We start from the raw sequence: 13,254 nt of genomic DNA on the forward strand, positions 1-13,254 counted from the left end.
ATGGCTGACCAACAAATAACGAATATCGCCTTTATTGGTGAGGTGGATGCAGGTAAGTCTGCACTGATTAATAAGATACTTAATCAAGACACAAATACAGGTAAAACGCAGGCCGCTATTTTTTATCAGGGCAGTGTTATTGATACTCCTGGGGAGTTTGTTGATAACCGCTCGTGGAATGGTGCATTGCTGTCGACTATCTCGACGGTAAAAACCATTGTGATTTTGCAGCCAGCCGATGCGAAACGCGTCAGTGCGCCGAGCGGTTTGTTACGGGTGTACCCGAATAAGAATATTGTGGCGGTGATCAGCAAGGCTGATGCTGAGAATGCCGATTGTGATAGGGCTGAACGCCTATTGAAGGGACAGGGGATAGCCGGACCTTATTTTCGCACCTCGATTTATGACCCTTCGTCGATTGACCAACTCTATGAGCACTTACTTTCTCTTCAGCCGGTAAGTGCTGAGTGAAACCATTCTAATTGCAAGGGAAGCGGTAATGAAACAGTTAATTTCTGCTGCGGATATACGTAAAGCAAAAGCGAATAAAAAAAGCTATTTGGTTGTGCCAGTAGCGCAGTACATCATTACACCGGAAGCGCGCGATGTCGCCAACGTCGAGAAGATTGAACTGCTCGACGCGGAACCATGCCCTCAACAAGTTACGGTACCAGCGGTAAATGCAGTCAGCAACCAGGCATTGCCTGAAGTAAAGAAAAGCGACGCTGAATGCTCGAACCAGCTTGCGGCCAAGATCCAGTCTGAGATCGAGTCGAAACTTTCGAGCGTGGACAGTGATCAGAGTTCGTTGATAAAAGAACTGATCAGTAAAGCGCTGAAAGATTTCGGTGTACAGGCACCGCCGTCAGCCCGCCAAATCAATGATGATGGCATTGTTCTGGTAAGAGGCAGCGCGGTCCAGTTGGGTGAGTTTGATGGCGCGCCTGGTAAGAATATCGGTCTAACCGATGTCATTGGTGCCCAAGACAACAGCAACATGGGGGTCGGCTACATGGGATGGGAGAATGCTTTTTTCCCTTGGACCCTATGCTATGACGAAGTCAACGTGGTACTGGAAGGGGAGTTTCATGTGAAGACGGCCTCTGGGACCACGATTGGTAAGCCGGGGGATGTCATTTTCATTCCTAAGGGGAGCTCGGTGGAGTTCGGTACTCCGACCCATGTGCGCTATGTCTACATTACATACCCAGTTGAGTGGGCGTAATCATGGACAGCAAAGCCACTCCTGCCTTTATCACTGAAGATTATTTACGTCAGCATGTTGGTTTACGTGTTGGCGGTGAGATCTTTTTGCCGGTAGGAACCCGCTTTACACCCGCAGCCCAGCAGATGGTCACTGAGCGGCAAATTACGGTGAAGTGGCGTAGTGACAACGGACAGGTGTTTTCTAGCCGAGAAGGCGAGGCCCAGGAACCCGCCGAGCAGGTACACCCATTGAAAACCAATAATGTACTTCCTGAGAATGCGTGTGTGATGTGCGGATCGCATATTGCCGATAAGCCGGCCTTGATGACCCATCTCAACGATCAAGTGCTGGTGCCCAAAACTCACCCCAGAATTGCCTTGCGGGGCAAGCTTGATAGTTGCATCTGCTTTTGTGTGGTGACCCAGTGCACGATGGAAGCCCTGCCGGAACAGCTAAAGGGCTTTATGGCAGATATTCGTTCTTATTTAGGGCAAGTACTTCAAGCTGAGGTGACCGAGCAAGCGCTGCCATTGCCGAGCCTTGGCTCTTTCGGTGCCGATGAGGTACATCGCTGGTCGCATAAGCCATTGGTTTACCTCGGACATGACCATTTGTTGCCGGATGCATGTTATGGCCACACGGTTGCTCAGCTGAATTATTTACGTGCGTTGGTTCGCGAGCTTGAGCTGATTGCCAGCCAGGTCTATCTCGATGACTGTATGCAGCTGAGTCGAAATGACATTGTGGCGGGTTTGAACCGGTTGTCCAGTGCGGTCTATGTTGTGATGATTTTGGTATTGCAGTGTGAAAAAGGCCATCAGGCCATCCTCAAGGAGTTGGGCCATGAAGTTGCTTGAAACCTGTCGGGCAGCCTGTCGTAAGCAACCGAAACGGATTGTTTTTCCCGATGCTGAGGATGTACGCCTGCTCCATGCTGCCAATGAAATGAAATTGGCTGGGCTGGCAGAGCCGATTTTATTAGGTAACCCGTTCAGTTTACGTGACTTGGCCCACCGCAGCGGGATCGCAGTACCTTGTTTGACCTTACTGTCTCCAGAGTCGGCTGGGTGTTTTGATGAAATGGTCGCCAGCTACGTGGCTCGTCAGCGTAAGCCGGTTTCTGTTGAGGAAGCAGGTAGCCGGCTTAAACAACCGTTGGATTTTGCCATGATGATGGTTGCCTACGGTTATGCCGACATCTGTATCGGCGGTAACGTATCGACAACGGGTGATGTCATTCGTTCGGCTATTCGCGGTGTTGGTATTGCGCCGAACTCCAAAACGGTATCGAGCTTTTTTCTGATGCTCTCACCAGATGGCCAAGCCGTACACGCGTTTTCCGATGCGGGAGTGATCCCGTTGCCGACGGCAGAGCAGTTAGCCGATATCGCTATTGATACAGCGGCAAACTTTGCCCGTATCACTGGCCAAACTCCGCGGGTCGCCATGCTGTCATTTTCTACCAAAGGTAGTGCAGAGCACCCCGTCGTAAGCAAAGTCACCGAAGCAACAGAGATGGTTCGCCATCGCTGCCCGGACTTAATCATCGATGGTGAAGTGCAGTTTGATGCTGCCATTGTCCCTGCGGTTGCGGCGCAGAAAATGCCAAATAGCCCACTAGAAGGGCTGGCGAATGTGTTTATTTTCCCTTCCCTTAACGCTGGCAATATTGCTTACAAGGTTGCCCAGCGGTTAGGTGGATATATTGCGTTGGGGCCAATGCTGCAAGGCTTGGCTTCACCTGTACATGATTTATCTCGCGGCTGTAGTGCGAACGATATCGTAGATATTTCGGTATTGGCGTCCTGTCTGTGTCGATAACTTTAAACAAACAAATGTTGAGGAATAACTAATGGAAGCGTTAGGCATTATTGAAACCAAAGGACTGACTGCATTGATCGAAGCATCTGATGCGATGGTCAAGGCAGCTCGCGTTCAGTTGGTGGGTTACAAGCAAATTGGCTCTGGCATCGTTTCTGCGATGGTACGTGGCGATGTGGCGGCTTGCAAAGCGGCAACAGATGCCGGTGCTGCTGCCGCTCAACGCCTTGGCGAAGTGGTTGCCGTTCATGTGATCCCGCGTCCTCACGGCGATTTGGAAGCCATCTTCCCGATCACTACCGAAGTGGAAGCAAAACCAGCAACAACAAAATCACGCAGTGAAACCAAATAATTTAGGAGCAGACAAATGGACGCATTAGGAATTCTAGAAACGAAAGGCTTGACTGCGCTTATCGAGGCATCGGATGCGATGGTCAAAGCGGCACGTGTTGAGTTAGTTGGTTATCAGCAAATTGGCTCTGGTTATGTTACTGCGCTGATCCGTGGCGATGTTGCGTCGTGCAAGGCTGCAACGGATGCAGGCTCTGTTGTCGCGCAGCGTTTGGGTGAGCTAGTGGCTGTCCACGTTATTCCTCGCCCTCATCAAGATCTTGAAAAAGTATTTCCGATCACAGTGAAGTAATGGCTTTCCCTTGGCATGTGCTGAGGGATTAACAGCATGAGGAATTCGTATGCGCATCGCGAGAGTCATAGGCCATGTTATTGCAACTGTCCGGAGTCAACACATGCGGATGGATAAGCTCTGCTTGGTCGAGTTTATCGATAAGCAGGGTAGTGGCATGGGTGAGCTCCATATTGCGATGGATCAGCTTGGCGCGGGCGAAGACGAGTGGGTGATGGTGGTCTCGGGCAGTTCGGCCCGAGCGGCTTACGGCGATTTGCAAACCGGTTCACCGGTTGATCTCTGCGTGGTGGGGATCATTGATGAAGTCACCGCGTCACGCGAACAGCTTTATCGGAAAATTTAACCTGTTGCTTGGAGTAGGTTCATTATGGATCAGCAGCAAATAGAAGAAATTGTCAGACGTGTAGTGATGCAACTAGATGTCTCCAGTACGCCTTCTGGTAGTGAGGTCGGTGATTACGGTATCTATCCCACATTGGATGGCGCTGTTGCAGCAGCGAAGCTTGCCCAGAAAAAAATTCATTCGTTGGCTTTACGGGATGAAATGATTTTGGCCATTCGACGAATGACCAAAAAGCATGCTAAAGAGCTGTCGACTATGGCAGTAGAAGAAACGGGGTTTGGCCGTATCGACGATAAAATCGCCAAACACTTGTTAGTTGCCCAGCGTACTCCCGGAACTGAAATTCTTGCCCCGCAGGCGGTTTCAGGTGATGCCGGTATGAGCTTGATGGAAAATGCGCCTTGGGGGGTCATCGCTTCAGTTACTCCAAGTACGAATCCATCTTGTACGGTGATCAATAATGCGATCAGTATGATTGCTGCGGGCAATGCGGTGGTCTTCGCTCCTCACCCGGCTGCTAAGAAGGTGTCGCAGTATGCAATCCAGCTGGTTAATAAGGCTTGTGAAAGTGTGGGTGGCCCAGCCAGCATTTGTACCACGGTTGCTACGCCATCCCTAGAAAATGCTCAAGCCTTGTTCTGCTATCCAGGGATCGGTCTGCTGGTCGTGACTGGTGGTGACGCCGTTGTCGATGCTGCTCGCAAAGTTACGGATAAACGTCTTATTGCAGCAGGTCCTGGTAATCCGCCTGTGGTGGTGGATGAAACGGCTGATTTGCAACGTGCCGCAATTTCTATCGTGCAAGGCGCATCGTTTGATAACAACATCGTGTGTGCGACGGAAAAAGAAATTATTGCGGTTGCATCGATAGCCGATGAACTGAAAGCCTGCATGTGTCAGCACGGTGCGTTTGAATTAACCCCAGCGCAAGCAGAGTCAGTCGCGCGTGTTGTACTCAAGGGATATCCCGGAGAGCATCCATCGGCCGATCCTAAATGGGTAGGGCGAGATGCGGCCAAAATTGCCGCTGCCGCTGATATCCAGGTCCCTGATGATACGCGTCTGCTGGTTTTTGATGCTGATAAAGAGCACGCCTTTGCTACAACTGAACAGATGATGCCGATTATCCCATTGATCCGGGCCCAGAATGTTGATCAGGCAATTGATTGGGCTGTAGAGCTTGAAAGTGGTAATCGCCATACCGCAGCCATTCATTCAAAAAATATTGATGTGCTAACTCGGATGGCCTTTGAGATGGATTGTAGCCTGCTTGCCAAAAATGGACCTGCGATTGCTGCAATTGGTGCTGGTGGGGAAGGTTGGACAACCATGACGATTTCGACCCCTACAGGGGAAGGGGTGACGAATGCGTTGACGTTCACCCGCAAGCGCCGTTGTACCGCAGTAGATGCATTCAGGATTGTATAGCTATGACTAATTTGCGCGAACGTGTTAACCAACACCTGATGCTCATTGATGAACTGGTCAATGACGAGTCCCCGATTTCTGCACCGCAGCAATGGCATGTTGGCATCGACTTAGGTACAGCAGACATTCAGACCGTGGTGGTTGATGGTCACGGACTACCTGTTGCTGCATTTCTAGATTGGGCCGATGTGGTGCGAGATGGTGTCGTTGTTGATTATGTCGGTGCTTGTCGGATTGTGCGGGAGCAGTTACGTAAAGTTGAGCAGAAGCTGGGTGTGAATGTTGAGCATGCAATTACATCATACCCGCCGGGCACCGATCCTCGGATTTCTATCAATGTCGTGGAATCCGCCGGGGTGTTAGTGAGTCATGTGATTGATGAGCCAAGCAGCGTTGCTGAGCTACTGCAAATCCAAGATGGGGCGGTGATTGATGTCGGTGGCGGAACCACAGGGACTGCCATTATAGCCAATGGCGAGTTGGTCACCTCCCTCGACGAGCCATCGGGCGGTCGCCATGTCAGCTTGACAATTGCGGGTGGACTTGGGGTCGAGATGGATGAAGCAGAACAACACAAGCGCCGCAGCCATGAAGACCCACTTATTGCCACCATGGCCAAGCCTGTTATTGAAAAAATGGCTGACATTGTTAGTGATCATTTGGTTGGTCACCAGCCAACCGCGATGTATTTGACGGGGGGAGGCACCTTGATTGCGGGCTTTAGCGATATTTTCCGTAAGGCATTTCCAACAATCAATGTCGTTGAGTTTTCATGCGCCCTGTACCTGACACCACTTGCCATAGCGAGCTATGGCCTGATGCTTGAAGGTAAGGAGTAAGCGATGACCGTGTCACAAGCCGATGTCGCCGCGATTGTCCAACAAACGCTAACTCAATACCGGCCTCACCGTGGTTTTACTTTCCGCTCACCAGCCGTCACGGTAACAGGCGGCTACTGCATCAACCAACTGGGGGATGTGCTTAAAGAGCTTGGTGCGTCCAATGTTCTGCTCGTCGCCGACAAGCAAGTCTACCAGCTTGGCTTAACGGCAAGCTGTGAAGCGGCTATCAAGTTATCTGGACTTTCTTTGACACTGTTTACCGATATTACCGGTGAGCCCGATAGTGATTGCCTGAAGAGCGGTAACGACATCCTCAAGGCTTGTGGCGCAGACTTTGTGCTAGGTGTTGGCGGTGGCTCGGCGTTGGATGCCGCCAAAGCCATTGCCGTTATTGGTGATTACCAAGGCAAACTGACCGATTATCAAGTTGGTGGTATTGCATCACGGCGAGTCGGGCTGGGAGCGATTCCGACCACGGCGGGTACCGGTTCAGAAGTGACCGATATTACCGTGATTAAAGATTTGGCGTTGGGTATCAAGGTACCCGTAAAGGGGCCGGCTTTAGTGCCAGATATGGCACTTATCGATCCGACCCTGATGCTAGGCGTGCCTGCTGAGATCACTGCTGCTACGGGTATCGATGCACTGACCCATGCCATAGAGGCGTATATTTCTCGCTTTTCCAATCCGCTATCCAAAGCGTATGCCTATCATGCGATTGAAGCTATCAGTAAAGCACTACCCGTTGCCGCAGGCTATGGCAAAGATATTGATAAGCGGTATGACATGGCCGTCGCAGCCTATAAAGCAGGTTTGGCATTCAGTAATGCAGGGCTGGGTTTGACCCACGCTATCTCTCATCAGGTCGGGGCTCGCTATCACCTTGCTCACGGGGTTGCCAATGCCATCTTGCTACCGTATGTGATGGCTTTTAATGCCCTTAGCTGTGAAGCCGAATTAGCAGAAGTGGCCAATGCACTGGGTGTCGGGCGTGATTCCATGACCCCGCGCGAGCGCTGCAGGGCGGCGGTGTTGGCAGTGCGTCAGCTGGTAATGGACTTGGGGCTGCCGACCTCACTTGCTGATGTTGATATTGCCAAGCGGGATATTCCTTTGTTGGCGGAACAGGCAATGAAAGACATCTGCCTGCAGGGCAACCCAAGAGATGTGAGGCCTGCGCAGATCTCAGGACTATTGCAGCAAGTCATTTCCGGCACCTTGCCGGAAGGATATTGCTGATGGATAGAAAAGTTATCCATAGTGTCGGGATCGATATTGGTACCACCACAACCCAAGTGATTTTTTCTAACCTGACGGTGGTTAACCGTGCGCCTGCCTCTCAGGTGCCGGTCTATGAATTTATTGAGCGTGAAATTGCTTATCAGAGCCCGGTGACGTTCACACCAATTAATCGTCAGGGCACGATTGATGCGTCAGGGTTACAGCAATTTATTGAACAGCAAATTGATCAAGCCGGTCTTGCGGACGGCGTTGAAACCGGCGCGATCATTATTACCGGTGAAACGGCAAAAGCGCATAACGCCCGTGATGCAATTATGGATTTGTCGCAGCGGTTAGGTGATTTTGTGGTTGCTACAGCAGGACCCAATCTCGAATCGGTTATTGCGGGCCGCGGAAGTGGCGCCCAGGAACTGGCCCTTAACGGTCACCTTAAAGTGATGAATATCGATATTGGCGGCGGAACATCCAATTATGTGGTGTTTGACTGTGGCCGGGTTGTCGAAACCGCTTGCCTCAATATCGGTGGCCGCTTGGTTGAGCTCAATGACAGCGGTGATGTGGTATATGTCCATAAACCGGCTTTAGCGGTGATGCAGGACTTGTTTGGGGAAACCTTACACCCGCGTCAGATCACCGGTGATCATCTCAAGCGCATGGTTGACCGGATGGCCGATTTGATTGTTGAAGTCATGGAGGGGCAGTTATCGCCACTGGCAGTACAGCTGCTGCAAACATCGGCTTTATCAGAACATAAAGATCTTGATGCTGTTTTTCTAAGTGGTGGCGTCGGAGAGTGTTACTACCATGCGGATAACCCCGCGCAAATAGATAATTTTGGCGATATTGGCCCTCAGCTTGCGCTGTCATTGTTGCGCCATGGCAGGTTGGCTCATTATCCGATACGCCGCCCAAACCAGACATTACGCGCCACGGTCATTGGTGCCGGTGCATATTCACTGACACTATCGGGCTCAACGATCTGGCTTAATTCTGACGAACTGCCACTTAAAAATATTCCTGTGGTACACCCTGCGGTGGACTGGCAACAGCCACAGCCAGAAATATGCAATCAAATTGTTATTGCTGCTGAGCGAATGGATCTGGCCATAGGCTGTGACCGCTATGCAATAGCACTCGATCGTGGAATGCCAATACGTTACCAAACCGTGCAGCATGTCGCGGCTGAATTAGCGCAGTTTTACCAGCACTACGGCAATCATCAGGATCCGGCATTTGTCATTGTACATAACGATATTGGTAAAGCGTTGGGGATGGAATTACAGCCTAAGCTGCATCCTCTGCCTATCACGGTCATTGACGAAGTGATCACCCATGAGGGTGACTATATCGATATTGGAAACAGTTACTTCGGCGGGGAGATTGTGCCATTAACTGTGAAATCTCTCGCCTTCCCGTCTTAAAAGGAGTTGTTACATGAAGTTAAAAACCCACCTGTTTGGTCAAACTTACCAATTCAGGGATGTGAAAGATGTACTTGCTAAAGCGTCAGATCTTCGCTCGGGCGATATTTTGGCGGGCGTTGCGGCGCATACGGCGCAAGAGCGAGTCGCGGCTAAACACGTGCTGTCGGAAATGACCTTGAAAGATTTGCGTGAAAATCCGGTTGTCAGCTACGAAACCGACTTGATCACTCGGATTAATCAAGACAGCTTGAATCGCACCATGTTCGAGAAAATTCAGAACTGGACGGTGAGTGAGCTACGTGAATATGTACTCAGTGATGTCAGTAACGAAGACATGCAGCGTCTGCGCAAAGGTTTGACCGCAGAAATGGTGTCAGCCGTTGGTAAGTTGTGCTCGAATGGTGACTTGATGTATGGCGCCAGTCAGATGCCGGTTATCACCAAAGCCAATGCGACCGTCGGTTTGCCAGGGCACTTTAGCTGTCGTCTACAGCCAAATGATACCCGCGATAACGTCAATTCGATTCTGGCACAAACCTATGAAGGTTTGACCTATGGTTGTGGCGATGCGGTGATTGGTATTAACCCGGTGACAGATAGCGTCGAAAATACCACCCAGATGCTAAATGCCATTCAAGATGTGATCACGAAATGGGATATTCCAACCCAGCCTTGTGTCTTGGCGCACATTAGTACCCAGATGGAAGCGGTTCGCCGCGGCGCGCCTGGTGGTTTGCTATTCCAAAGTATTGCGGGTTCAGAAAAAGGTCTGGCGGAGTTTGGCGTGAGTGTCGATATGCTTGACGAAGCCTATGAGGTCGGTAAGCAATATTGCAACTTGGCCGGCGAGAACATGATGTATTTTGAGACCGGGCAGGGATCCGAGCTCTCTGCCGATGCCCACCATGGTGCCGATCAGATGACCATGGAAGCGCGTTGCTATGCATTGGCACAACGTTATAACCCACACCTGGTCAACACCGTCGTCGGGTTTATCGGCCCTGAATATCTTTACAACCACCAACAGATTATCCGGGCTGGTCTGGAAGACCACTTCATGGGCAAGCTGTCGGGCATTCCGATGGGGTGTGATGCGTGCTACACCAACCATGCCGATACGGATCAGAATTCGAACGAAAACCTAGTGACCCTTCTGGCTGCTGCTGGAGTTAACTTTGTCATTGGTATGCCGCTTGGTGACGACATCATGCTGAATTACCAAACCACCTCATTCCATGATACTGCCACGGTGAGGCAGCTTTTGAAATTGCGTCCGGCGCCGGAGTTTGAAGCGTGGATGGAAACCATGGGCTTCATGGAAAATGGCCGCTTAACCCGCAAGGCGGGCGACCCATCAGTTTTCTTCAAATAAGGGGTAGCTAGGAATGAACGAACAGAAGATTCAGGATATTGTCGCCACCGTACTTGCACAGCTAGGTGAAAAAGATGTCAGCCCAGCAGCGGTAACCAAGGTGGTTGATGCTCAGGTAACACAGCAGAGTAATAACAGTAATGAATCATTACCAGATTTGGGTGATAAGTGCTTTAAGAAGTGGAACGGTATTCGTGATGCCGCTGACAGCAAAGTGATTGATGACTTGATGTCACAAACGGATGCTCGGGTGGGAACTGGCCGTACCGGCCCTCGTCCAAGAACAACGGCTTTACTGCGATTTTTGGCCGATCACTCACGTTCTAAAGATACGGTGATTAAGAATGTCGAATCGTCATGGTTGCAAGAGCGTAACCTGCTGGAAGTGCAGTCTTGTGCTGCTGATAAAGATGTTTATCTAACCCGCCCGGATCTTGGCCGCAAACTCAATGATGATGCCAAGATGCTGATCCGTGATAACTGCAAAAAATCGCCACAGGTACAGGTTGTGCTATCCGATGGTCTGAGTTTGGACGCCGTAACCGTCAACCATGATGAAATTCTTCCGCCACTCATCAATGGCTTAAAGAATGCTGGATTAGATGTGGGCACACCTTTCTTCCTGCGATACGGCAGGGTAAAAGCACAAGATGAAATTGGCATGTTGCTTGATGCTGAAGTTAACTTGCTGCTGATTGGAGAGCGTCCGGGGTTGGGGCAATCAGAATCCTTAAGTTGTTATGCGATCTATAAGCCAACAGATAAAACGGTCGAGTCGGATCGCACTGTAATATCAAATATTCACGCAGGGGGGACACCACCAGTAGAAGCAGCGGCGGTGATCGTCGATTTGGTAAAAACCATGCTGGCGCAGAAAGCCAGTGGCATTAACTTGAAGCGCTAAGAAGGAACGAAGCATGGCAATTTTAGACAAAATTCAACCATCAGTATTGGCTACCCGTGTGATTGCCTCGGTCGATCAGGTGTACAAGGAAAAAATGGGGCTTCAGCCCCATCACAACAGCATAGGTATCATCACCTCTGATTGTGATGACGTGACCTATTGCGCCTTGGATGAAGCAACCAAAGCGGCAAATGTAGATGTGGTTTATGCCCGTTCATTTTATGCCGGTGCTGCGCACTCATCCGGCCCGACATCCGGTGAAGTGATCGGTATTTTGGCTGGTGGTTGCCCGGCAGATGTCATTGCTGGCCTAGAACGAGCCAAAGCGTTTATCGAAGACGAAGCCGCTTTCCAGTGCGCTGATGAAAATGGTGATATTGCTTTTTTTGCCCATTTGGTGTCATCAACAGGCAGCTATCTATCCGCCGAAGCCGGGGTAGAGCAGGGCGAAGCTCTAGCTTATTTGATTGCTCCTCCGTTAGAAGCAATGTACGCCCTGGATGCAGCGCTGAAAGCCGCTGATGTTCAGTTGGTGAACCTGTTTGCGCCGCCGTCGGAAACTAACTTTGGTGGCGGCCATTTAGCCGGTTCACAAGCGGCGTGCCGAGCGGCATGTGATGCGTTTGAGGCTGCCGTACTTGATGTTGCTCGCAATCCAATAGCTAACTAGGCGAGGTCGATGTGGAACCGTTATTGAACCTGGTTCAACAAGGCGGCGTCGTCGGTGCGGGGGGCGCTGGCTTTCCGACCTACGTCAAACTTGATTGCCAAGTTGAGCTGGTGTTGGCCAATGGCGCTGAATGTGAGCCACTGCTGTATAAAGATCAGGTCTTGATGCAGCAGTGGGGACACGAGTTGTGTGGCGGGATGTTATTGGCCATGAAGCAGGTCGGTGCATCCCGTGGGATCATTGGTATTAAAAAGAAAAATACCGATACCATTGCGATACTGACCGCATTGTTGCCAGCCAATATCGAATTGCTGCTGATGGAAGACGTTTATCCTGCCGGTGATGAAGTTGAGTTGGTTTTCCATGCAACGGGCAAACGCATTCCTGCTGGCGGGTTACCTAAAGATATCGGGGTGATGGTTAATAACATTGAGTCCTTTATCAATGTGTTTCGTGCGGCCAATGGCTTGCCAGTTACAGAAACTATGATTTCCGTTCACGGAGAAGTACCGTCACCGTATTCGGCGTGGTTACCCATTGGAATGACTTACCGTGAGGCTATCGTACTTGCTGGTGGTATGACCCGTGACGAGTGCGTCGTTGTTGAAGGTGGCCCGATGATGGGCTCGGTGACGGAGGATTTGGATAAGCCAATTACGAAAGTCTCCAGTGGTTTGCTGGTGTTGCCGAAAAGTTCACGAATAGCTCGCTTCAAATTGCGCAGTGAAGCCGATCTTCGCCGGATAGGCAAAGCGGCATGTGATCAATGTAGCTTGTGTACATCCATGTGCCCGCGGAATTTGCTGGGCTATCCGATTAAACCGCATTTGGCGATGCGTTCGCTTCAGGTTTCAGGCGGCAATAACCAGAGCTTTGCCTTGGCGGCGCAAGCATGCTGCGAGTGTAACCTTTGTACGATGTGGTCGTGTCCGGAAGGGCTGGATCCGAGCCGGGTATGTGGCACTACCAAGCGGGCGTTACGTGAGCAGCAACAATGGCAAACGCCAGCGGAGCTGCAAGCAAAAACAACCGAGGTGCATCCTTTGCGGGAGTATCGAGGAGTGCCGACTAAGCGGCTCGCCCAGCGTTTGGAGTTAAGCCAATACATGGGGGTAAAAGCCACTTACCGAGAATGTGAATATGTGCCTGCACAGGTTTGTATTCCGTTGGCGCAGCATATTGGAAAGCCTGCTCAAGCCATTGTCAAAGAGGGCGATGTGGTAGTTAAAGGACAGATGATCGGCCAGCCTGCAGAAGGCGGACTCAGTATCGCTGTGCATGCCAGTATCTCAGGTATCGTTGCTTCAGTAGGTGATTCTGTCGTCATTAACTATCAGGCAGTCACAGAATAGGTG

Annotated in this window: 15 protein-coding genes; all 15 read left to right on the forward strand. The window is 50.8% G+C overall.

The features are described from left to right. Genes C9I99_RS09960 through C9I99_RS10030 form a run of 15 tightly spaced genes read left to right on the forward strand, consistent with a single transcriptional unit; the run spans position 1 to position 13,251 of the window. On the forward strand, positions 1-471 hold the full coding sequence (locus tag C9I99_RS09960) for a EutP/PduV family microcompartment system protein (protein WP_107348721.1): 471 nt from the start codon (positions 1-3) through the stop codon (positions 469-471). Between the two features lie 28 nt (positions 472-499). Next, a complete protein-coding gene (gene eutQ / locus C9I99_RS09965; protein ID WP_107348722.1) occupies positions 500-1,225 on the forward strand; it encodes an ethanolamine utilization acetate kinase EutQ in 726 nt (241 codons plus the stop codon). Between the two features lie 2 nt (positions 1,226-1,227). Continuing rightward, positions 1,228-2,064 carry an ethanolamine utilization cob(I)yrinic acid a,c-diamide adenosyltransferase EutT gene (gene eutT / locus C9I99_RS09970; RefSeq protein ID WP_107348723.1) on the forward strand — a complete coding sequence of 279 codons (837 nt, stop codon included), beginning with the start codon at positions 1,228-1,230 and terminating at the stop codon, positions 2,062-2,064. Beyond that, positions 2,051-3,028 (forward strand): phosphate acetyltransferase, encoded by a 978-nt coding sequence (gene pta / locus C9I99_RS09975; protein ID WP_107348724.1) that lies wholly within the window; start codon positions 2,051-2,053, stop codon positions 3,026-3,028. The genes eutT and pta overlap by 14 nt, the downstream gene beginning before the upstream one ends. A 31-nt stretch (positions 3,029-3,059) precedes the next feature. Beyond that, positions 3,060-3,380 carry an ethanolamine utilization microcompartment protein EutM gene (gene eutM, locus C9I99_RS09980; RefSeq protein WP_107348725.1) on the forward strand — a complete coding sequence of 107 codons (321 nt, stop codon included), beginning with the start codon at positions 3,060-3,062 and terminating at the stop codon, positions 3,378-3,380. A 15-nt stretch (positions 3,381-3,395) separates the two neighbouring features. Further along, positions 3,396-3,671 (forward strand): ethanolamine utilization microcompartment protein EutM, encoded by a 276-nt coding sequence (gene eutM, locus C9I99_RS09985; RefSeq protein ID WP_107348726.1) that lies wholly within the window; start codon positions 3,396-3,398, stop codon positions 3,669-3,671. Positions 3,672-3,720: 49 nt separating this feature from the next. Further along, entirely contained in the window at positions 3,721-4,017 is a 297-nt protein-coding gene (locus C9I99_RS09990; RefSeq protein WP_107348727.1) for a EutN/CcmL family microcompartment protein, read from the forward strand. A gap of 24 nt (positions 4,018-4,041) precedes the next feature. Further along, positions 4,042-5,445 (forward strand): aldehyde dehydrogenase family protein, encoded by a 1,404-nt coding sequence (locus C9I99_RS09995; protein WP_107348728.1) that lies wholly within the window; start codon positions 4,042-4,044, stop codon positions 5,443-5,445. Positions 5,446-5,447: 2 nt separating this feature from the next. Further along, positions 5,448-6,284, forward strand: coding sequence for an ethanolamine utilization protein EutJ (gene eutJ, locus C9I99_RS10000; protein ID WP_107348729.1), 837 nt, complete (start codon positions 5,448-5,450; stop codon positions 6,282-6,284). A gap of 3 nt (positions 6,285-6,287) precedes the next feature. Beyond that, positions 6,288-7,526, forward strand: coding sequence for an iron-containing alcohol dehydrogenase (locus tag C9I99_RS10005; RefSeq protein ID WP_107348730.1), 1,239 nt, complete (start codon positions 6,288-6,290; stop codon positions 7,524-7,526). Continuing rightward, positions 7,526-8,950: an ethanolamine ammonia-lyase reactivating factor EutA gene (locus tag C9I99_RS10010; protein WP_107348731.1), complete on the forward strand. Its 1,425-nt coding sequence runs from the start codon at positions 7,526-7,528 to the stop codon at positions 8,948-8,950. The genes C9I99_RS10005 and C9I99_RS10010 overlap by 1 nt, the downstream gene beginning before the upstream one ends. 13 nt (positions 8,951-8,963) lie before the next feature. Continuing rightward, entirely contained in the window at positions 8,964-10,325 is a 1,362-nt protein-coding gene (locus tag C9I99_RS10015) for an ethanolamine ammonia-lyase subunit EutB (RefSeq protein ID WP_107348732.1), read from the forward strand. 13 nt (positions 10,326-10,338) lie between these two features. Beyond that, positions 10,339-11,229, forward strand: coding sequence for an ethanolamine ammonia-lyase subunit EutC (gene eutC / locus C9I99_RS10020; RefSeq protein ID WP_107348733.1), 891 nt, complete (start codon positions 10,339-10,341; stop codon positions 11,227-11,229). 13 nt (positions 11,230-11,242) lie between these two features. After that, positions 11,243-11,899, forward strand: a complete 657-nt coding sequence (gene eutL, locus C9I99_RS10025; RefSeq protein ID WP_107348734.1) for an ethanolamine utilization microcompartment protein EutL — start codon at positions 11,243-11,245, stop codon at positions 11,897-11,899. Positions 11,900-11,910: 11 nt separating this feature from the next. Further along, the gene (locus C9I99_RS10030; protein WP_107348735.1) at positions 11,911-13,251 is read left to right on the forward strand and encodes a 4Fe-4S dicluster domain-containing protein; all 1,341 of its coding nucleotides are present in this window, start codon (positions 11,911-11,913) and stop codon (positions 13,249-13,251) included. Positions 13,252-13,254: the final 3 nt, after the last annotated feature.

This window comes from Photobacterium lutimaris (assembly GCF_003025555.1).
Lineage (GTDB): Bacteria > Pseudomonadota > Gammaproteobacteria > Enterobacterales > Vibrionaceae > Photobacterium > Photobacterium lutimaris.